This window comes from Roseovarius sp. MMSF_3281 (assembly GCF_030733685.1).
Classification (GTDB): Bacteria; Pseudomonadota; Alphaproteobacteria; order Rhodobacterales; family Rhodobacteraceae; genus Roseovarius.
Map to the genome: position 1 here is coordinate 1 of NZ_JASHIM010000002.1, position 20,959 is coordinate 20,959.

At 54.5% G+C, this 20,959-nt stretch carries 15 protein-coding genes; 8 read left to right on the top strand and 7 right to left on the bottom strand.

Annotated features, from left to right (window positions below):
* The first annotated feature begins 220 nt into the window (after positions 1-220).
* Positions 221-2,596 (top strand): calcium-binding protein, encoded by a 2,376-nt coding sequence (locus RBB32_RS02805; protein ID WP_306151156.1) that lies wholly within the window; start codon positions 221-223, stop codon positions 2,594-2,596.
* A gap of 5 nt (positions 2,597-2,601) precedes the next feature.
* On the opposite strand, the gene RBB32_RS02810 is transcribed toward RBB32_RS02805, so the two are convergent.
* Both RBB32_RS02810 and RBB32_RS02815 read right to left on the bottom strand, forming a co-directional pair.
* Positions 2,602-3,399 carry an ABC transporter permease gene (locus tag RBB32_RS02810; protein ID WP_306151157.1) on the bottom strand — a complete coding sequence of 266 codons (798 nt, stop codon included), beginning with the start codon at positions 3,397-3,399 and terminating at the stop codon, positions 2,602-2,604.
* 449 nt (positions 3,400-3,848) lie between these two features.
* Complete coding sequence (locus tag RBB32_RS02815; protein ID WP_306151158.1) at positions 3,849-4,460, bottom strand: acyltransferase; 612 nt, start codon at positions 4,458-4,460, stop codon at positions 3,849-3,851.
* Between the two features lie 548 nt (positions 4,461-5,008).
* Between RBB32_RS02815 and RBB32_RS02820 the strand changes: the two genes are divergently transcribed.
* Genes RBB32_RS02820 through RBB32_RS02830 form a run of 3 tightly spaced genes read left to right on the top strand, consistent with a single transcriptional unit; the run spans position 5,009 to position 8,690 of the window.
* The gene (locus tag RBB32_RS02820) at positions 5,009-7,156 is read left to right on the top strand and encodes a glycosyltransferase (RefSeq protein WP_306151159.1); all 2,148 of its coding nucleotides are present in this window, start codon (positions 5,009-5,011) and stop codon (positions 7,154-7,156) included.
* A gap of 9 nt (positions 7,157-7,165) precedes the next feature.
* Positions 7,166-7,882 carry a CatB-related O-acetyltransferase gene (locus tag RBB32_RS02825; RefSeq protein WP_306151160.1) on the top strand — a complete coding sequence of 239 codons (717 nt, stop codon included), beginning with the start codon at positions 7,166-7,168 and terminating at the stop codon, positions 7,880-7,882.
* Position 7,883: 1 nt separating this feature from the next.
* The gene (locus tag RBB32_RS02830; RefSeq protein ID WP_306151161.1) at positions 7,884-8,690 is read left to right on the top strand and encodes a sulfotransferase family 2 domain-containing protein; all 807 of its coding nucleotides are present in this window, start codon (positions 7,884-7,886) and stop codon (positions 8,688-8,690) included.
* A 6-nt stretch (positions 8,691-8,696) separates the two neighbouring features.
* On the opposite strand, the gene RBB32_RS02835 is transcribed toward RBB32_RS02830, so the two are convergent.
* The gene (locus RBB32_RS02835) at positions 8,697-9,650 is read right to left on the bottom strand and encodes a glycosyltransferase (RefSeq protein WP_306151162.1); all 954 of its coding nucleotides are present in this window, start codon (positions 9,648-9,650) and stop codon (positions 8,697-8,699) included.
* 150 nt (positions 9,651-9,800) lie between these two features.
* Here RBB32_RS02835 and RBB32_RS02840 point away from each other — a divergent pair, with 150 nt between their 5' ends.
* The 3 genes from RBB32_RS02840 (at position 9,801) to RBB32_RS02850 (ending at position 12,897) form a co-directional block, all read left to right on the top strand.
* On the top strand, positions 9,801-11,279 hold the full coding sequence (locus tag RBB32_RS02840) for a capsule biosynthesis protein (RefSeq protein ID WP_306151163.1): 1,479 nt from the start codon (positions 9,801-9,803) through the stop codon (positions 11,277-11,279).
* Positions 11,276-11,950: an ABC transporter ATP-binding protein gene (locus RBB32_RS02845; protein WP_306151164.1), complete on the top strand. Its 675-nt coding sequence runs from the start codon at positions 11,276-11,278 to the stop codon at positions 11,948-11,950. Before RBB32_RS02840 ends, RBB32_RS02845 begins: the two co-directional genes overlap by 4 nt.
* Positions 11,951-12,033: 83 nt before the next feature.
* Positions 12,034-12,897 carry a sulfotransferase gene (locus tag RBB32_RS02850; protein ID WP_306151165.1) on the top strand — a complete coding sequence of 288 codons (864 nt, stop codon included), beginning with the start codon at positions 12,034-12,036 and terminating at the stop codon, positions 12,895-12,897.
* A 13-nt stretch (positions 12,898-12,910) separates the two neighbouring features.
* On the opposite strand, the gene RBB32_RS02855 is transcribed toward RBB32_RS02850, so the two are convergent.
* From RBB32_RS02855 to RBB32_RS02870, 4 genes are all read right to left on the bottom strand, one after another.
* On the bottom strand, positions 12,911-14,563 hold the full coding sequence (locus RBB32_RS02855) for a hypothetical protein (protein ID WP_306151166.1): 1,653 nt from the start codon (positions 14,561-14,563) through the stop codon (positions 12,911-12,913).
* Between the two features lie 11 nt (positions 14,564-14,574).
* Positions 14,575-15,417 carry a hypothetical protein gene (locus RBB32_RS02860; RefSeq protein ID WP_306151167.1) on the bottom strand — a complete coding sequence of 281 codons (843 nt, stop codon included), beginning with the start codon at positions 15,415-15,417 and terminating at the stop codon, positions 14,575-14,577.
* Between the two features lie 34 nt (positions 15,418-15,451).
* On the bottom strand, positions 15,452-15,979 hold the full coding sequence (locus RBB32_RS02865) for a hypothetical protein (protein ID WP_306151168.1): 528 nt from the start codon (positions 15,977-15,979) through the stop codon (positions 15,452-15,454).
* Between the two features lie 135 nt (positions 15,980-16,114).
* Positions 16,115-16,873 (bottom strand): sulfotransferase, encoded by a 759-nt coding sequence (locus tag RBB32_RS02870; RefSeq protein ID WP_306151169.1) that lies wholly within the window; start codon positions 16,871-16,873, stop codon positions 16,115-16,117.
* Between the two features lie 151 nt (positions 16,874-17,024).
* Between RBB32_RS02870 and RBB32_RS02875 the strand changes: the two genes are divergently transcribed.
* On the top strand, positions 17,025-20,930 hold the full coding sequence (locus RBB32_RS02875) for a glycosyltransferase (protein ID WP_306151170.1): 3,906 nt from the start codon (positions 17,025-17,027) through the stop codon (positions 20,928-20,930).
* Positions 20,931-20,959: the final 29 nt, after the last annotated feature.

Consider the following 20,959-nt stretch of genomic DNA (forward strand, 5'->3'; position numbering starts at 1 on the left):
CCTCCGAGTTTCGTACAAAACGCGCGTACAAAACGTACAACTTGTACGTTTCTCGGCCCCCATCCCCTGCGCGCCGGTCCGGGCTTGGGAGCACCTTGGCCGGGGAATGCCCCTGTTTGATGAAAAACCGAGTGAAAGGCCATTGGACTGTCACATTCTTTGACCACCGAAACCTCACCCGAAGCGTAACACCCCTTGGCACATCATGGCGGGGGGTCTCATGCCCGGAATTTTTACATACAGTTCAAGCCTTTGGGCAGAGCAGCATAATGTTCTTTACGGTATGCGGAACCTGTCGCTTTCGCAGGGTGAGGCAGGTTTGGTTGCCCATGTGGTCTCCGGTCCGAACGAGGGCTTTCAGCTCTCGGCGTGGTCGATACAAGGCACGCCAGAGCCCGTGGACCTGGCCTATATCGAAGGGTCGGCCAAGGCCGGACTCACGCCAGGCTTTGCATCCGGCACAACCCTTGCGGGGGATACCTTTGTTTTCTTGCCGGGCACCGGGCCGGGTGGCCTTTCCGGAGTCTGGACCGATACCCAAGGTCGGTTTCAAAGCTCTTTTTCCACCGGCGCCGAGGGTGTGACCTTGCAAAGTTTAACCGTCGTCGAGGGCGCGTCAGCGACCTTTGTTTACGGGTTGGAACAGGGCAGCCAGAGCCCGAGTGTCTGGCAAATGACGACCGAGGGACAGCTGAACCTGATTGCAGCCGGACACCGTTTTTCAGCGATCAACGGGATTCGAACCGACGGGTTGACCGATATCTCGGCAATTGGTCCAAACCTTGTGGCCGGGGGGCACGGCGATGCCCCGATCCTCCTGTTTGCACGTGGTGAGGATGGGACACTTCAGGAACTGGCCCGGGTCGAGGGTGATCAGAATCCGGGCATTTCAGGTAAGATTACTTTGGACACCATAACGATGGACGGGCAATCCTACGTGATTGCAGGGGCATCGGGCAGCAGCAGCATCAGTCTTTGGCACATCACGGCAGAGGGTGATCTTGCACTGACCGACCACGTGATCGACACCCGAAACAGCAGGTTTGCAGATGTGGTGGACTTGGCTGTCGTTTCCCATGCCGGCGTGGCCTATCTGGTGGCGGCGGGCGCCGACGATGGCATAAGTCTGTTCCAGATTTTGTCCAATGGGCGCCTGATTCATCTTGGCCAACAGGCCGACACACCAGGGCTTGCCCTGTCTGGTATAGAGGCCATCGACCTGGCCAGCGCGGGGCAGCAACTCGTGATCGCGGCACTGGCTACAGGCGAGCAAGGGATAAGTATTTTTCAGAACACCCCCGAGGTGCGATACAGCAACCAACGTATCGGCACTGAAGGCAATGATGTGCTTGTCGCAGGGTCAGGGGGCCATGCCTTCTTTGACGGCGCAGGCGCAGACACCATGCAGGGCGGTGAAGGTTCTGATTACTTTTTGTTGGCCGCAGACAACACCGCAGACACAATTCAAGGTTTTGATCCGGCACAGGATGTTTTGGATTTGTCCGCCTGGGCATTTTACCGAGGCTGGTCGCAACTATCGGTCAATACCCGCTCAGATGGCGCGGAAATTGTTTTTGACGGTCCGATGGGGCGCGAGATTCTGTATATTTCATCAGTTGATGGCTCGCCACTTGACCCTGTCGAGATACAGGCCGCCATCGCCAACGGACCCGACCGGATAATACCAGAGTGGCAAGGGCTTTCGGACAGTGGCGAGGCGTTCGACTCGACGCCCAAGACCATGATCGGCACCCCGGACGACGACAGTCTGCAAGGGGCTGGTGGGAATGACACGCTGACGGGTCGAGCAGGATCCGATCGGCTTGACGGATCGCAAGGAGCCGATCGGCTTGACGGCGGAGTCGGGTGGGACACGCTGATTGGTGGCGCCGGAAACGATGTGCTTTTGGGTCGCAATGGTTTTGACGATCTTCACGGGAACGCCGGGGATGACTGGATCATCGGAAACTATGGTTTCGACCATGGGTTCGGAGGCCCCGGTAACGATACCCTTGAAGGGGGACTTGGGCCCGATACGCTTGAAGGGGGCGAGGGTGCTGACCTAATTCTGGGATCGCCCGGGTTCGACAGTCTTCTGGGGGGGCCGGGTGCGGACCGGCTTTTTGGAAACGCCGGGGCCGACCGCATCGAGGGCGGGATCGGGAATGACACCCTGAACGGGGGCATCAATTTCGACACACTGATCGGTGGCGATGGCGACGATCACCTTTTGGGCATGGATGGGTATGACACGCTTCTTGGGGGCCTAGGGGATGACAGCCTTGAAGGAAACGCGGGCAATGATTGGCTTGATGGCGGCGGCGATCAGGATCGCCTGTTCGGCGGGATTGGCGCAGACCGGTTTATCTTTCGCGGTAACGGGACAACGGTGATCGAGGATTTCCAAACCGGAATCGATGCAATTTTCTTTGCCTCAGAGTTGCTCGAAATCCAAGGCATGGATCTGAACGAGGTGAAACAGCAGGCTACGGAGCAAAATGGCGACACGGTCATTGATTTCGGGGGTGGGCATATCCTGGTTCTGGAAGGGCTAGACCCATCCGTCCTGAGCCTACAAGACTTCGGGATTTTGTGAAGTCCTTAGCGTTCCAGAAGGTCACGGTAATATGTCTTGAGAAATCGCAGCCCAATCATGGCCGTCACCAATGCAAAACCATAGGCATAAGCGACATCCACATAATCCGCAGAATAACTGTAATAAAAGCCACGCCGAGACTCTCCAACGACATGAACAAGCGGATTCCATGACAGCCAATCACGATACGGCTGCGGAATCGTGTCATGCAAAATAATGACACCCGAAATCAGGATAAGCGGACGTGTGATCACGCTCCAAATACTGGCCCAGATCGCCTGTCGAGATACAAGAACGCAATTTAGCATTCCAACGCCCATACCAATTGCGGTGGCCATGGCATAAGCGTTGAGAATATGGCCTAGGTCAAGGATCGTCCGCGTTTCGTACATTGTCCGAATAAAAGTAAAAATGAGAACGCCGACAATGCTTTGAATAATGATGGTTAGAAACAGCCGTGCAAGCAGGGCATCCACGAAGGTAACCCTTGGATATGACAGCAACTGTTTCGAAAAATTGATAGACTGCTGCACCTTCATACTCACATTCATAAACATGAAGAATGGCAAAAGTCCGCTGGCATAGAAAATAGCAAAATTCGTGCCAAGTTTCGGCGACCTGAAGCCGATTGAAAAGATGAGCGTGATCACCAGAAGGCCCAGTGCTGGCTCAAGCACTGCCCAGATATATCCACCCGGGCTACGGCCATAGGTCGAGGTCATTTCGCGCAGCATCAACGCCGCAATCGTGCGCAGGCTGGCAAAGCTCGGCACATGTCTGTGGACGCTTTTGAGTTCCGGCATTGACGATGGATCTTGTGAGGTCATGGCTATGCCTTGTCTCTGCGCTTGACCACATAAGGTCAAGCCACAATGCCCCGCCCGCCGACTTCCGGCGCACAGACGATCATCCTTGGCGTGCCCCATCGGGTGGTCCGTTTTGATTGTTAGTGCATCATGGGCCGTTGGTCCACCGGGACGATGGATTGCGGCGCCAAAGGCTGCAATCCGGTCTTGAACTGCCCGGGCACCGATCTCGGGGCCATAGCACGTCGTGACGAAGGGCTATTGGTAGGTAAGGCCGCCTGCGCAGCCCTCATATAGCGTAGCGGGTGGCCTTAACCGTCAACATGCTGAGGAGATCGCCACCCTTTCGACCTGGCGGCACGAGGTGCTGATTGGCATTCCCGGCAAATGGCGCCGCCGCATGACGATTACGAGCACGTTAAGAATTTTCAGCACATGTGCCGGTTTCATTTTTCCACAGGAAGCCTCCGGCGATCCCATGTAACGCCGGATTTCATGACCCGTGCGGGTACACCAGCGGCAAGACTCCCCTCTGGTGTATCCCCTGATACCAACGACTTGGCGCCAATGATGCAATTCGATCCAATGCGCGCGCCTTTCAGGATCTGCACACCCTGCGCAATCCAAACATGATCGCCTATCTCGATATCCTCGGGAGGGTTGATTCGGGTGCCGGTCTTCGCGTCGAGAATGGAATGCATGTCCGACACATCCATCGTGATATTGCCGGACAACATGCAATCCCTGCCAAGCCGGATCGTGCCAGCCTCGTGCAAAGTGATTTGCGCACCCATCATGGTGGTCTGGTCGCCGATGATCAGCCGGGTGTCATCTGCCCGCAGGCGAAGCTGCCCCGAGATGACACAGCCTTCACCGATGGTCATCTCGCTTTCGTGGTTCCGAATTTCAATGAGGCCCGCCGCCAATCGCGTCTTCGGCCCGATCCGAAGCCGGTTGTTGTTTCCCAGGATCTCGATACGAAGATTGCCCGACCGTTCGACCGACTTGTGAATCTCGATCCGGTTGTTTTTTCCCTTGTCGGTGATGTCTATCGTCATGATGTAACCCCAAATCCGGTACAGCTACGCCAGAATTGCCCATTGACTGCCTCCAACGCCTTTCGGCTTGCATAAGCCGGTCACACATGATGGTAAAAGCCAAAGCGTACCAAAAGGCCAATTTTTTACGTCGAGAACTTTGATTTGGTACCCAGAAGGTTAAGGCCATCAGGAGACGCCGGGTGATCAACTTATTGCGTGCTTTCTACAAGCGCTATGAGTCAACGCACGCTATTGTAGAAGGCACAGGACGCCCAATTACCGACGGTAGCGGTCAAAACGTTGGATACGTCGACCGGATTCGTCACGAATCTGGACGCCTTCAGGTGGCCGGTTGGGTCACAGGGGAAAAAGTGCGCTTGGTGATGAATGGGCTTGAAGCCGATTGCGTCCCGAACAAACAGCGCCTTGATGTGGCCGCTGCGCTTGGGCTTCCCGAAAATGTCGGCTTTGACTTATCGCTGCCTTCGAAACCCGATGATTTGTGTAAATCTGCCCCACCCGGCTTGATCATTTCTGAAAAGCCGGGGGAACCGCCGATTGCCCCCATGCCTCTTCCACTCTGCTTCGGCAAACGGTCACGCCTGGCGATACGCGCCCGTTTTCTGCGCGATGTGGCGCTTGCCCTTCCCGCGATCATCGGATGGTACACCACGCGCAATCCCATGTATCGCGCCCGGGTGAAAAGCCGCTTGCGTCTGACAACCCAATTGCAGACGGGTCCATTGGCGGCAAATCTTTTCATCACGCCGAACGACACAATTCCCGATACCGAACCGGTGTCGATTACCATTGTCTTGCCGGTCTACAATGCCTTCGATCTGTTGGCCGAATGCCTTAATCGGGTCGAGCGCCACACCGACCTGCCCTATCGCTTGATCCTGATCGAAGATGGGTCAACCGATGACAGGGTACGCCCCTTTCTGCGTGACTGGGCCATGTCTCGCCCTATGGTTCGGCTACTGGAAAATGACGGCAACAAGGGGTTCATCGCCTCGGTCAACCGGGGCCTTGCCGTTGCCCTTGACGAAGCCAACCAAGATGACGGCCCTATCGTTCTGCTCAACTCCGATGCCTTCGTGCCGGAAAACTGGGCCAGCCGCCTGATCCGCCCCTTCCAGACGCACAGCGACGTTGCCAGCGTCACGCCGATGTCCAATGATGCCGAGATCATGTCGGTGCCGGTGATTTGCCAACGCACGCCACTTATTGCGGGCCAAGGCGATAAGATCGACGCCATGGCCCAAGAATTCCACCCCGAGGCCTTGCTATCCGTTGCACCCACCGGGGTCGGGTTTTGCATGGCAATGGGTCGCGATTGGCTGGCCAAGGCCCCCAGTTTCGACACCGCTTTCGGCCGCGGCTACGGCGAAGAAGTTGACTGGTGTCAAAAGGTCATCGCGCAGGGCGGGCAGCACTTGGCCTTGTCCGGCTTGTTCGTCGAACACCGCGGCGGCGAAAGTTTCGGTAGCGAAGACAAGCTGGCCCTTGTCGCGCGCAACAACGCGGTGATTTCAAAACGCTATCCGGACTATGACCGCGAGGTACAGGATTTCATCGCCGCCGATCCGCTTCTGACCGCGCGGCTGGCGCTGGGCTTGGCATGGGCCGGAAGCCTTGAAGCCAAAACCCCCGTGCCGGTCTATCTGGCGCATTCGCTTGGGGGTGGCGCCGATCACTATCTTGAACACCGGATGGCCAATGACCTTGAAAATGGCAGGCCATCGGTGGTCTTGCGGGTGGGCGGGCCGCACCGCTGGTCATTGGAACTGGTCACCGCCGCAGGTCGTCATCAAGGCGTGACCGAAGACTTTGACACGGTCAAAAGGCTTCTGGATATTCTGCCCGCCAAGCACGTGGTCTATTCATGCGGCGTGGGGGATACAGACCCCTTGTCCCTGCCCAAACACTTGCTTGATCTGATGTCCCCCACAGACAGCGCCGAGATGTTGTTTCACGACTATCTCCCGCTGTCGCCCAGCTATACCTTGCTGGATCGTGACGGGGTGTACCGCGGGCCGGTGGTGCCCCCACGTCATGACGAGGCGCATAGCTTCAGGGCCCACGACGGGCAGGTGACTGACCTGAATACATGGCAAGATGCTTGGCTTGATTTCGCGATGCAGGCGCAGATCGTTACCTTTTCCCAAAACAGCGCCAAACAGGTCGCGGCGGTTTGGCCCGATCTGGCCGCGTCGATTGACGTTGTGCCCCATACCCTTCCCCATGGCCTTGAGCGACTTCCCACACCGGACCCGAACGCGCCCATGGTGATCGGCATTCTGGGCAATATCGGCCAACAGAAGGGCGCCGGCGTGGTGCGCGACATGGCCAAGCGCCTGTTCGACAATCATGGCCGCGAGGCAAAGCTGATACTTGTCGGCAACATCGACCCAACCTTCGCCCTGCCGGAGCACGTCACCGTCCACGGGTCCTATGCCGTGCGTGATTTACCAACTATTACAAAGCGATACAGAATCACCCATTGGGTCATACCGTCCATCTGGCCGGAAACCTTTTGTTATACCGTCCACGAGGCACTCGCCACGGGCCTGCCGGTATTCGCGTTCGATATCGGCGCGCAGGGTGATGCCGTCCGCGACGCGGCGAATGGATACCAGATACCCTTTGACCCCGATGCCGATCTGGCGCATGAAGTCGCCCAATCCCTCAAGAATGTGCGCAAAGGGCGCTGAAGGTTTTTCATGAGCGAAAATGTTTCCATTTCCTGGCTGAAGTCACGCGGTGTCGAAGTTCTCAATCGACCCGGCGGAAAAGTACCACTGCCCAAGCGTACGATCCTTGAGGCCCCCTGTAGCCTGAAGTGGACAACATACGATGGACTGATCGAAATGGGCGCCTTTTCCTATCAGGTCTCGGGCTATTGTTTCGCCGCCAAAATCGGGCGCTATTGCTCGTTTGGCGAAGACGTGCAGATCGGGCGGCAAAACCACCCGACCTCGTGGATTTCGACAAGCCCGGCGTTCTACCTTGGGGACAAACTATTTAATCTGGACGGCGGTTTTGAAGGAGCGGACAAGTACCACGAGTATAAATTCGACTTCAAAGGCCCTGCAACAAAGATGCAGGTGACCACCATCGGCAACGATGTCTGGATCGGTCACGGCGCGCATGTAAAGGCCGGTGTCACCATCGGGGATGGGGCCATCGTCGCGGCCAATTCCGTGGTGGCCAAGGATGTTCCACCCTACGCGGTTGTCGCGGGTAATCCGGCGGTCATCAAGAAATGGCGGGTTCCGCCCATGACCATCACGCCGCTTTTGCGCACAAAGTGGTGGCAATATGCGCCATGGCAGTTGGACCATCTGGACCCGTCAGACATCGGTGGATTCATTCGTGGCCTGCACAAACTGGACGCCGAACCGTTCAAGCCCGATGTCATCGACCTGCGGAATACCTGAGATGGTCGCGTCTGAAACCAGTATCGTTTTCCTGCACATCCCGAAAACCGCGGGCCAGACAATCCATTCGGAACTTGCCCGCGTCATGGGTGAAACGCAGGTGTCGCCCATCCGGGTGCACACGCAGGCGAAAACCCCAGAAGAACAGTTTCCCGAAGGCTACAGGCTTTATTCCGGGCATATCGACTGGGTCGCGCTGGACAAGGTGCCGCAGCCAAGATTCGTCTTTACCGTTCTGCGCGACCCGCTTGAGCGTATTGCATCTTTCTATTTCTACCTACTGCGACAGGCGCAGGACATGACCGAAAAACAACGGGCCGAACCAAGCCGCGTTGGCATGCGAATGATCATGGACAACAGCGTGGATGACTATTTCTTCGGCGGTAATCCACAGTGGAAGAAATTCATAAACGATCACTATAACAGCCCCTATTGCGCCTATCTGGTAACCGGAAAGATCCGGGGGTTTTCCTCGGTCGCCAGGCAACCACGCAAGCGTTTGGTAAACCGCGCGGTGCAAGCTGCCGAAAAGCTGAACGCGATTTACAGTGTGGATCGCCTTGATGTCCTTGAGCGCGATCTTGAAGCCCAACTTGGCATCAACGTTGATTTGACCGGCCGCTTTGTGAACGCAGCCCCCAAAGGCCAGAACACCAAGCGCTGGCCACAGCTTGAAAAGCTGATCGAACGCGACGAAACACGCGACGGCCTTATGGACTTCGCCCGCGCCGATCAGGTCTTGATGCATCGCCTTGGGCTTGGGCCAAAGCCACCGCGTCTAGAGCCACGGCAAACCGGCTCTGATTAGCCCCCATCACAACCGGCCCGACCGCGCCATGATAAGCAATAGCCTGTCCGACATCGGTGTCTGTCGATAAACGCCCAAGGACGGCAGCGCCGCCGCCAATGTACGCCCGCCTTGGTTGCGCGCGGCCATGAACCCTTCAAGTAAACGCCGATTTTCCCGCGTCAGCAAGTCAGGATGCTCCGACAGGGCCGTGGTATTCGCCGTAATCCAGTCTGAATAGTTGCGCCGCGCGATCAGCCCCAAACGCCGAAGGCGCCCACGCACCGGCCCATGATGCCCCAAAAGATTGCCCCTGTGCTGGCGATACAGGACAAGCGGCTCAGGCTCTTGCCGGATGATTGCACCCATGCCCGTCGTGACCTGGTAAATCCACCAATCGTGATACGGAACCCCGGCTTTGATCGCGCTTTGCGTGGTCCGTGCCACCACACGCGCGGCTGCAGAGGACAGCACGATAGTATTCCCAGCAAGGATGTTCTGTACCAGCGCATTGCCAAACCGCCCCGGGCGCGGAAAACTGCGGCTTTTGCCCATCGGTCGAAGATCGGCATCGGTCAGGATGGTGCGACTGACCCAGACCAAAGGAATATCGCGGTCCGCCCCCTGAGAAGACATCCAAGCCGCCGCTCGCTCCAGTTTTTGAGGAAGCCAGACATCATCTTGATCCGAAAAGGCTATCGCGGCATCAGGGTTATCTTTGACCGCGCCTTGCAGCAGCGTCAGGAAATTGCTAGCCGATCCCGCCCGTGGCCCATTGAGAAACCGCACATCGCGGCCGGGATGCCTATTGGCAAACTCGGCCACCAGATCGGCGGTGGCATCGGTGGAGCCGTCATCGCCCACGTCCAACGACCAATCAGAATGGTTTTGATCGGCAAAACTCTGCAACTGGGCTGGCAAATAGCCGGCGCCGTTCCGCGTTGCCAGCAAGATGCGAATATGTAGGCTTTTCTCTGCCAAGGGTGGTTTGCCTCTTCATTCAGTGTCCGTCGAACACTGGTGTTGCCCCGTGATCTTCTGTATATTGATGCTCATAGAACAATTTCCGGGTTGAGGCATCCATTGACAGCTCAAAAACCGACCCCGGCACGCACAGATGCTACGGCTAATGTGGAGGCCGAAGACTCTCGCGATCAATCATCTTCCAATCCCGATGAAACCTCCAAGGCCACTGCAGCCAATTCGGTCATGGCCGAGCGTAAGCGCTTGGCGGCCAAGATCGGGATGCTCAAGAACGAGAAACTTCGCAAGGAGTTGGAAGAGCTTGAAGCCGAAGCCGCCGCAGAGGCCAACACCGAAACAAAAGCTGCGGCCGACCATGGCCAGCAAGGCGCCGCTGCCGCCGGAGCAGCCGCCATGGGCAAAGACGCGTCCCCCAAAGGGCCTACGCCTGTCCCCGACGCGCGCCCCCGCAAACGCCATTGGCTTACCTTGGCCAGCTTCTTGGTTCTGGTGCTGCTGCCGACCCTCGTGACCGCTTGGTATCTTTGGAACCGCACACATGATCGGTATGTCTCTTACACGGGATTTTCCGTCAGAACAGAAGAGGTCGGCTCGGCCTTGGAGCTTTTGGGCGGCGTGGCCGAACTTTCGGGCTCCTCTTCCTCGGATACCGATATCCTTTACAAGTTTATCCAAAGTCAGGAACTGGTGCAGAAGATCGACGATCAGATCGACCTGCGCGCGATCTGGTCGCGCCCGGGCCGGACATGGGCCAATGCTGATCACGACCCGGTTTTCGCGTACAATCCAACCGGGGCCTATTCCCGCATTCTGTCGCCGCCGGATGAACCTGCCGGGGGATCCATCGAGGATCTGACGGATCATTGGCGACGGATGGTCAATGTCTATTCCGACAGCGGTACAGGTCTGATCGACCTAGAGGTCGAGGCCTTCACCGCCCCTGAGGCACAGGCCATCGCCCAGCTGATCTATGATGAAAGCTCGGCGATGATTAACCGCCTCTCGGCCATCGCGCGCGAAGACGCCACTCGCTATGCGCGCGAAGAACTCGACCAAGCAGTAGAGCGGCTCAAAGTGGCGCGTTCTGCGTTGACGCGCTTCCGCAACCAATCTCAGATCGTCGATCCATCGGCCTCTATCCAGGGTCAGATGGGCATTCTGACATCCCTGCAACAACAACTGGCTGAAACGCTGATCGAACTCGATATTCTGGAAATGACGTCACGCCCGAATGACCCTCGTATCACCCAAAACGAGCGGCGGGCCGAGGTGATTGAAAACCGAATTGAACAAGAGCGCCGCAAGCTCGGTATCGGTAGCAGCTCGGATACCGAGAACAACGGCGATCCGAATGCATTTGCAAACCTCGTGGGTGAATACGAAAGCCTTGCGGTCGATCTGGAATTTGCCGAACAATCCTACACCGCCGCGCTTGCCGCCTATGACAGCGCATTGGCCGAAGCCCAGCGCCAAAGCCGCTATCTTGCCGCACATGTCAATCCGACGCTGGCGCAATCCCCCACGCGACCTGATCGGTTTTCCATTCTCGGGCTGACCGCGCTCTTTTCTTTCCTGACATGGGCCATTCTGGTTCTGGCCGCCTACGCACTTCGGGATAGACGATGATCGTTCTTCGGAACCTTACGAAGATCTATGATTTCAACGACACCAGAAAGGTGGTGGCGAACAATATCAACGTGGTTTTTCCCACCGGGGTTTCGGTCGGCATTCTGGGCCGCAACGGGGCCGGGAAATCGACCTTGCTAAAGGTCATTGCCGGCATTTCGGCCCCCACATCGGGTGAAGTTCTAACCGATGGCAATATCTCGTTTCCTGTGGGGTTGGCCAGCTCCATGCACCCGGACATGACCGGCGCACAAAACACCCGCTTCGTAGCGCGGATTTATGGCGCTGAAACCGATTTGATGGCGCGTTTCGTCGCAAATTTCGCCGAGTTGGGGGATCACTTTCACCTCCCCGTTCGAACCTATTCATCGGGCATGAGATCGCGGCTCACCTTTGGCATCAACATGGCGCTACAGTTCGACACATACCTGATCGACGAAGTCACCGCCGCAGGCGACGCTTTGTTCAAAGACAAAAGTAGCATCGTCTTCAAGCAACGGATGCAAAATTCCGGCGCTCTTTTTGTCAGCCATTCCATGGGTCTTATGCGTGATTTTTGCGAGGCCGGGGCCGTTCTTGAGGGTGGCGAATTGACCTACTACGACGATATCAATGACGCCATCGCACACCACGAACAAAATATGCGCCTCCTTCGCCAGCAACGCGCCTGAAAGGTTTGAATATGCTCTCTCGTCTGCGTCGCGCCGCGCCCGCTCCGACCTTTCCAGAAACGCCATTTCCCAAGGATGCGCAGATGTTCTTTTGCATCGGGGCGCAGAAAGCCGGCACCACATGGCTCTATGAGTACCTTTCGCAATCTGAAAATGTTCACTTTTGCGCCAACAAGGAATTGCATTACTTCAATGTCCGCGCAGGCTACGCCCAAGAGGCGCTTAAGCTTCGCATAGATATTGTGAAGAAAATTTCCGAGCGTATGGACCCCTCCAACGGAAGCCTGCCCCCCAATCAAATCGCCCGCCTCCAAGAAGCCCTGGATCTTCTTCGTATCTATTCCGGCAAGGGCAAGGGGCCTAACCGGCACAAACCATATTTGGACTACTTGCTAAAGGGCCGGGCCAATCAGCCCGTCGTCGCGGACATTACCCCCGGCTATGCCGTCATGAATCGTGAAGGCTTTGCAGATATGGCAAGCGTAGGGAAGGCACGTTTCATGTTCATCATGCGCGACCCGGTCAGCCGAATGTGGTCACAGATCCGCATGGCGGTTAAGGTTCAAAACCGCGATGAAACCGATCGCGAGAAACTTGCAAGCGCCTGTCAGGAACGCGCCGATATGCTGATGAACAGCGGGCGCCTCAAGAACATCGAACGTGCCGATTATGCGCGAACGATCACTGAGCTTGAGGCCGCCGTACCCCCGGATCGCATCAAGTATATCTTCTACGAAAACCTGTTTGGCGGTGGCGCACCACAAGAAATTCTGGATTTTCTCGAGATTCCGGAAATCCCCTTCAATGCCTCGAAACGCGTAAACGAGGGGATGAACCTGCCGATCCCGGATGAAACAGCCGACAAGTTTCGCGCCGCCTTTGACAAGCAGTATAAATTCATGCGTGAACGCTTCGGCGATACGCTGCCTGCCGGGTGGCGGACATAGGCCGAACCCAATATTACGCCGGTTGGGTGAGGTCTTCGAAAACTTCGAAGAGACGTTTACCTATAAATTCTTCATTTCCATGTCGAATAACGGTAGCTATTTGTTGTTCTTGTACTTCCTTCGCTTTTTCAGGGTAAATCGCAAAATCTTCGAGCATTGACAGGAATTCCTCCTGCCCATCATAGAGGGTGTCTGGGCTTACACTGTTTGCGGCATCAGTTGCCACCTCAATCAATGCGATGCATCCGCTTGTAATGGATGAAACGGTTCCCATACCCCCACCGGACGTTCCCGGCAATTGGAGAAACATATCGCAGTGTTCGTAAAGCGCGGGCAAATCGTCATCGAAGGGGCGAATAACAAGGCCGCCTTCCTCATAATAGGCCCGCACGACAGGGGACGCGTTCAAGATCGCCTCCGGTGTCTTCACGCCGACCATGATCCAACCGATCTTATGAGCGCGCAGAGTGCCGATAAGTCGATCTAGAAAAGCATGGTCATATGTGCTGAACGCCTCTTCAATCCTCGCGTTGCTTAGAACGGTGACCGCAATACGGCCTTTGAATTCACCCTCGACACCCTCCAAGGCTATGTCACGAGCACGAGGCGCTTGCAGTTTCAAAGTTTTGATTGGAATGGGAAAAAACTCGAGTGTTCTTCCATGACTATCAGTAGTCCCGGCGCGAGGTCGCCCTTGCGGCAATACTCGTGACGCAAAAGGCGATGTTCGGTTACCAGAGGCAAATTGGATCTCAACAACCGGCGAAACCTGAGCGACTCTGCTTCGAAGAAAAAGATTCTCAAAAACACCCAAGAAGAAAAAACAAACACTTGTTTCGTTGGCTAGTGCCTCGATAAGCGCGTCTTTTTCGGATGGCGCCGACACGAAACATATTTCAACTTTATCGCTGCCTTCGCCAATTCTGTCTTTTAGGTATTCTTTGGCTACATTCTCATAGCCTCTTTGGGATGCATTGAAGAAGGCACAGTCAGGATTCCGCTCGTTGGTGAAAACGATACGGACGTGGTCAAACGTCGTTGAAGCAGCAAGAGCATAAGAGGCGACTTGCGAAATATGCGAGGCATTAGAGCGAACAGGCACCCGATTAAGGAAAAACGTCGCCGTTCGCTTGGGGCCCGTCGGTCTTTCGGAAAGACTTTTTATTTCCTCGGTCTCAAAACTGGTGAAGACGGCCTCCCTTACGGAACCGACGTACTCGCGTTTGAATTTGATCGCCAAAGGATAAAGGATTGGCAAATCAGTCGCGTTATATTGACTCTTCGATGCATCGGCTAAAGCTTTCTGGAAAGCTGCTGTATCGCTGAAGTCACAAAGCCAATCCCAAATCAGGAGTGCAACACAAAGCCTCCATGGATTTTCAATATGCTTTATAAGTGTTTTCTTTGCCCGGAGAAGAAGCTGTTGCTCATCGCGACTGATATCATCGCGCGCAAGGACAAGCTTGCGCATTAGAAGACCCAGAAAAGCCTCTTCTTTTTCACAGACGAAAATGAATGCCCAAACGAACTCGTGCTCTGGCGACAAGTCGAGGAACCTTCCACGGTTCTCGATAACATAAGCCGCGAATTTTTCATGGCGCAAATCACTTTGACCCAAGCAATCCGTTAAACTAGGCAGCATCCAAGCCTCCAGAACGAATGCCATCTGTCATGACATTATGAATTTTGTTTAATTTCATTCCAAACACTTGATAAATTACCAAGCTCCGGAAACGAGCTAAAGAAATCCTCAACGGCATTTCGGAATTCGGGGTCTCGGAAAATTGCCAAAAAGTCCTCATCATCGAGATAAAGCTCGTATCTGGACTCCAAGTCTTCAATCGAAGGTGCTGCTTGGTCTACGTGATATCCTTCAAAAGAGCTTCCACCACCCCATTGCGTCATTTTGAGATTTCTGTGAGGCACGGCAAGGCCGAGCTTCTCAAAGATCTGAGTACGATATTCATCGTCACGCCACCACAGGTTGGCGACGATGCCTATTCCAGCGTCCTGAGACTTTACTTGCTGCCAGTGATCAACCCAAACCTCGGTTGCGGCCTTTAACTTTTCGTTTTCTTCTATTTTCATAGAACTTGCATCACCCGTTCGAGCAGCATTTTTCTTTGCCCGATTAAAGTGGCTGGCAAGGTTGTTGATAGGGTCTCTTAGCCAAGTCACATAGAAACGAGAGGCGCTTTTACCAGCCGACTTTTTCGTCTTTTCGTCGTGAAATATGTCCAGTGCCTTATCAGTCAAAAGCATCTCGACACTGTAAACCAAGAGTTCTTTTGGTGTCAGGTTACCCGTGATTTCATCATCCAGATTCAAATTTAGATCATTGATGAACCTTTTTTCAGGATTGCTTTGAATAAACTTCCTGCGGAACAAAGAGGAATCTGAAATACAATTCAAAAAACAGTGACGATCTGTGGAGCCGAGCAACTCCATAATAAATGCATGATGCGCGCTTCGCTGCATTGAATTTACCATAATCTCTCGTTTGTTGATGCAATCAGACAATAATCTTTCCTCTTCGGTCTTTGGAAATCCAGAACTAGGCCTGCGGCGGCTTCTTGTATTGTCCCGGTGTCATGAATTCGAGAATGGCCGAGATATCCTGCGGCATCTGGACCTCAAGAAATGCGGCCAATTCCTGCAGAAAGGCTTCGGGGCGGCTGGCTGCGCGTTCGTACGACACCAAAAGCGTTGGGCAACAAAGCCTTTCGACCATCGCCATGTTGCGCGCTTCCATCTTGATACGTTTGCGCACAACATCCATCGGGTCATGCTCTCCCCGCTTCAAGGTGCGCAGGCACGCTGGCACTGGATCGCGCAGCACGACAACAAGGTGAAGATTGCGCAAATCATCGGCAATTTTTTCAAGGTAACGCTCGGCGCGTGGATACTTCCAGCCCCAGTGGTCAAACTTCTGATTCCGTTCGGCGATGGCCTCGGGAAGGGTCTGCAAAAACTCGTCCAACCCCTCTGAACGACCATCGGGGTTAAAGGATCGGTCCTCGATATTGACCGGCAGGTCGTCACCCATAGGCACGCCCAGGCCGACCATTGCGCCGGCCACCATGCTTGTCCCGCCTCTGGGGGTTCCGATACACACCGTCGTACGGTGATGACTGTTCTCGACATCCTGATAGATATCTGGGTTAAGGATGAGACTGGTTTCTCGCATTCTGCCAAGCCTTATAAAAAATCTTTTCGGTCAATCGTAAAACCACGCATCAAGATGCGCAAAATCCTCGCGAATTTTGCTTTGCGCGTCCTTGGAAAGTATCCTTTTGTACTCAAACGCTATGTCCGCCGAAACGGTGTGATTTTTGACATTTTCGTATCGCAGCGTTTCGATGATGGAATACTCAAGCCGAAATGCCTGGCCGACGTGGGCAAACATCCGCTCCATCGTTGCGCGCGCGTTCATGGCCAGGTCTTCAAGGCCAATTATTGCGACCCTCGGGTCATCCTTGTGTTCCACGTATTGCGCATAGCAATTGCTCGCATAGCGCAATTTACCCTTTACGTATTGCTCATACCATCCGGCAAAATCATCGGTCTTGGCGCGCTTGAAATCTGAACACACGATGGCGCGGGGATCCTTGTAACTTATAATCACCGGGGCGTCGCAACGCTCAAGCACACGGGACAATTGCGCAAGGTATCTTGGGGTTTTATCGAAAAACTCCGCTGTCCCCTCTTCGAGAACCGTACTTGCCTTGAACAGCTTTTCATAGAACTGATCAAAGCTTTTTGACGAACAACAGTCCGCGAACTGGTCCTCGGTGATGCCCCAACCCCCCAGCATGTTATCTGCAAAAGGCTGGTAGTCTTGAAACGCCTCGGGGCTTTCACACAACAACACGCCGCATTCAAAACCAGAGTCCAAATTCGGGATTTGTCGAAAAAGATCCGAGATCAAGGTGGTTCCCGTGTGTTCAAGTCCACAGACTAGGAAATTTGGGCGCATTTTCCGGTCCTATTCCTCTTTTTCGACCTTTGCCTCTCTAAACTTTTCACTCACAATTCACCAGCCGCTTTTTTCATCCCCGATCTATTGCTTCGTTGAAAATCCACCCCTGATCATCTATCCGCTGACTTGAAACTCAACATGGTGTCTCATGGCAATTTCCGAAAAGAATAATCCTTCAAAAACCCATTCAAACACGCGCAACAAAAAGCAAAACGACGGCCTGACCACTCGGTCAGGCGACCTCCCCGCCGGATTTGACAGCGACGTCTATTTACAGATCAACAAGGATGTGGCGGACGCGGGCATCACCGATGGCGCGCAGCATTATCTTGAGTACGGTCGATCCGAGCTTCGTACCCTCTTACCCGAAAACACAGGGCTCAAGCACCCTGAAAGCCGCATGCTCTCGTCAAATCAACGCACCCGTTGGATTGAAGAACTGGCCGAGATGTCCGAACAGACACCGTTGGATGAGATCGTCGAAAATCATCCGCGCGCGGCGTGGCTTTGGTCGGGCTTCACATTAAGCGGTTATTTGTCGGAACACGGTGATATTGCCGCCGCCATCGAAGACCCGCTTTTTGCGGCGTTTCACTTTCTCGAAATAGGCTTGGAAGAAGCGCGCAAAGCACACTCGGATGACTGGGATGCAGAATACATAGAAAAGCGTTACGGGCTTTCCTTCGATCCGGATGGCACAGAGGTGGTACAGGTTCTGTCTGGTCTTTTGGCGCAGGGTCATGATCCTTTGGAGATCGCCCTGACCGAAGCGCAACAATGGGAACTTTCCGGTCTATACGGCACCGAGCTGTGCAAGATGTTCGACCATGAACACTATCACGCCATGGCAAACCATGATGGAATGCCCCCGGCAGATTTTGATCGGCCAACATGTATCGCGCATTTCATAAATCACGGCATCGCGGCGACGCGCTCGATCAATCCAGAAGCTGAATTCGACGCAACATTCTACAGCAATGAGATCGACGACACTCTTCTCACGTCACTCCTGCAGGATCACTCCGAAGAAGAGCTTGAGAATTTCCAAAACGGCGACACGTCAGAACAGATAAAATCCAAACTGTATCGCCACTGGCTGTCGCGGGGCCTGCGCCTGGGGCTGACCCCGAATCTCAAAGCATGGGCCAAGAAGTACCATGCTATCGACGTTCCGTCGGAAATTATTGATCAGCTGCCTCTGTATCGCGTCGCCGCTAAATTGCCGTCCGAGGCAACACAACGTGAGGTGCTGGATCAACTGTTGCTCGATCCGCGTGCTGGTTTAGCCGCAATTGATATCACCCCGGACGCCGCTGCGGAATTCACTGTGGCAATGGCAGACCGGTTTGCTATCACGGACAGGCAAGATCAAGCCGAATGGCTTTATTGGCAAATTCTAAATCAAGCTCAGAACAACAACCGCGCCAAGCGACATTTGTCTGATTTGTTGCAACGCAAGGGTCGTTCCGACATTGCTCAAATCTTGCGAAAACAAGTGCCGCAATCGCAAGACTCTGGCTGGAACACATTGGCGCTGGCAGAATTGGAGTTGGATAACAATCGGGTGCATGAAGCTGCAAACCGGCTTTTTGATTTCCCAGTTGAATTTCTAAAAGACATCTCCATCGCAAAAAAGAAGTCCGAGCTTTCCAATAGGCTGTTCCACACAATCTGGGGCAATCTTAATGGATACCTTGATCTGTTCGGTATCAGCGAAACCCAAAACATCATTCGCAAAGCTTTGTCTGCCTGCACGCCCGAGTTTTCATCAACCGAACGCTCGCATGTCATCAAGCGCGTTGCCCTTATCGGAAACGAAGACCTGTATCAGTGCAAATTATACCGCGTTGACCAGAAAGCCGATCAGCTAAGCGCAGCCGGCTATGATGTGACAATTATCTCGCCCAGTCATGGGCTGGCCGAATTCAAACGTGATCTTTCCAATTTCGATGCGGCAATTTTCTTCCGCGTACCGGCATTCCCGCCGATAATCGACGCCATTATCAGCGCCAATCAAAACGGTGTTACGACTTTCTACGAAATCGACGATGTCGTCTTTGACACCGAACACTTTCCGCCAAGTTTCGAAAGTTATGCCGGCACGATTGATAAGCAGCACTATGCCCAAATGGCATGTGGTGTCCCCCTCTTCGAACACGCGATGGGCCTGTGCGACTACGGTATCGCATCAACCGCGACCATCTCGGAATTAATGAAAGAAAAGGTGCGCACCGGAAAGGTGATTGAGCACCATAACGCCCTGGGCAAACTCCACATGACCGCAATCCGCGAGAACGCAGGATCGCGGACAGAACCCGGCGAAGATCGCCCTCTCGTTATCTTTTATGGTTCCGGAACCAAAGCGCACAAAGAAGATTTTCATGACATCCTCGAACCTGCCTTGGCGGAAATAGTCAAAAGGTACCCCGGAAAGGTCGAAATCCGCTTGGTCGGGTACTTCGGCACTTTCAAGCATTTGGACATGGAATCTGATCCTGTCACGATCATCGAGCCGGTTTGGGACTTCGAAGATTTCTGCGCAATGGTCGCCAAAGCCGATATCAATCTGTCGGTTCTCACGGACTCTCTGCTCACAGATGCGAAATCTGAAATCAAATGGATGGAAGCGGGCATGTTCGGCACGCCCTCGGTGGTCAGCGCTACGGCAACTCACCGCGAAACCATAGAAGATCGCGTAACCGGCTTCCTGTGCCGCACAACCCAAGATTTTACGAATGCGCTGGATATGCTCGTTAGTGACGCGGGCCTCAGAAAACAGATCGGCGAAGCGGCCCGCGAGGTTATCCTTTCGCGGTATTCGATTGAATCCATGGGCCAGAACCTTCGTGACGCGTTTCACGATATCAGGCCCGGCCAATCCGACACGACCCGCGTCTTGGTTGTCAACGTGTTCTACCCACCCCAGGCAATTGGCGGGGCGACGCGTGTTGTGCACGACAACGTCAAACTCATACACGAAAACTACAAGGATCGTTTTGAGGTTGAAGTGGTCTGCACCTTGGAAGGCGGGCACACACCCCTGGACGTCACGACATATGGCCATGAGGGGGTGCGCGTCCACGCGATCACCGCGCCAAGTATGGAAAACGGCGACATGACAGCCGCGGACGCCCGGCTTTCAACCGTGTTTGAATCCCTGCTCGATAAGATTCAGCCCGACATCGTTCATTTTCACTGCATCCAACGCTTAACCAGCTCGGTCGTGAACACGGTACGCTACAGGAATATTCCATACTTCATCACGCTGCATGACAGTTGGTGGATTTCCCCCAACCAGTTCGTGATCGATGAAAATGGTGTGGCCGAGTACTACGATTACGCGAAACAGGATCAGCCCGATTTCCCAGACCGCGCCCGGGCCTTGGCCCGCCCCCTCAAATCCGCCTCCGGGCTTCTTGCCGTGTCCGAGAAATTCGCAGAATTGCACCGCGCATGTAACCTGAAGAACGTGATCACGGTTGAAAACGGGGTTTCACCGCTAAAGGCACTCCCCAAACAACCTTCATCCACTGGCCGGGTGCGCCTTGCACATATCGGCGGCGCCTCCCGTCACAAAGGCATCCATCACGTCCGAAACGCGCTTTCGGCAAACGATTACTCTAATCTGGAATTGCTCCTGATTGATCACGCCATGCCCAGCGGCTCGGAACGGCACGAGGTCTGGGGCACAACCCCGGTCACCATCAAAGGCAAGGTTCCGCAATCAGAGGTCAGCAGCCTCTATGCGCAAATCGATATCCTCTTGGCCCCGTCCATCTGGCCGGAAAGCTATGGCCTTGTAACCCGGGAAGCGATGACTTGCGGCACTTGGGTTATTGCCTCTGACCAAGGCGCTATCGGCGCCGATGTCAAAGAAGGCGTGAATGGGCATCTCGTTGATGTATCCACCTATGAAGGCTTGGCCAATTGCCTTTGGCAGGTGAATGACAACGCTGAAAAATACCTGGAGAGCCCGCAGGAAATACCACAGCTGCGTTCGGTAAATGAACAGGTCGAGGATTTGGTAAAAATTTATAATGGGATTTTGAAGTAAAGTGGCAAGGTCTAGTATGACTTGAGTAA

Coding starts and splice junctions, on each gene's coding strand:
- RBB32_RS02815 (WP_306151158.1), bottom strand. CDS start 4,460: ATGACGATAGACATCACCGACAAGGGAAAAAACAACCGGATCGAGATT.
- RBB32_RS02805 (WP_306151156.1), top strand. CDS start 221: ATGCCCGGAATTTTTACATACAGTTCAAGCCTTTGGGCAGAGCAGCAT.
- RBB32_RS02875 (WP_306151170.1), top strand. CDS start 17,025: ATGGCAATTTCCGAAAAGAATAATCCTTCAAAAACCCATTCAAACACG.
- RBB32_RS02845 (WP_306151164.1), top strand. CDS start 11,276: ATGATCGTTCTTCGGAACCTTACGAAGATCTATGATTTCAACGACACC.
- RBB32_RS02865 (WP_306151168.1), bottom strand. CDS start 15,979: ATGGTGGCCGGCGCAATGGTCGGCCTGGGCGTGCCTATGGGTGACGAC.
- RBB32_RS02825 (WP_306151160.1), top strand. CDS start 7,166: ATGAGCGAAAATGTTTCCATTTCCTGGCTGAAGTCACGCGGTGTCGAA.
- RBB32_RS02830 (WP_306151161.1), top strand. CDS start 7,884: ATGGTCGCGTCTGAAACCAGTATCGTTTTCCTGCACATCCCGAAAACC.
- RBB32_RS02810 (WP_306151157.1), bottom strand. CDS start 3,399: ATGCCGGAACTCAAAAGCGTCCACAGACATGTGCCGAGCTTTGCCAGC.
- RBB32_RS02870 (WP_306151169.1), bottom strand. CDS start 16,873: ATGCGCCCAAATTTCCTAGTCTGTGGACTTGAACACACGGGAACCACC.
- RBB32_RS02850 (WP_306151165.1), top strand. CDS start 12,034: ATGTTCTTTTGCATCGGGGCGCAGAAAGCCGGCACCACATGGCTCTAT.
- RBB32_RS02855 (WP_306151166.1), bottom strand. CDS start 14,563: ATGGCATTCGTTCTGGAGGCTTGGATGCTGCCTAGTTTAACGGATTGC.
- RBB32_RS02820 (WP_306151159.1), top strand. CDS start 5,009: ATGCCTCTTCCACTCTGCTTCGGCAAACGGTCACGCCTGGCGATACGC.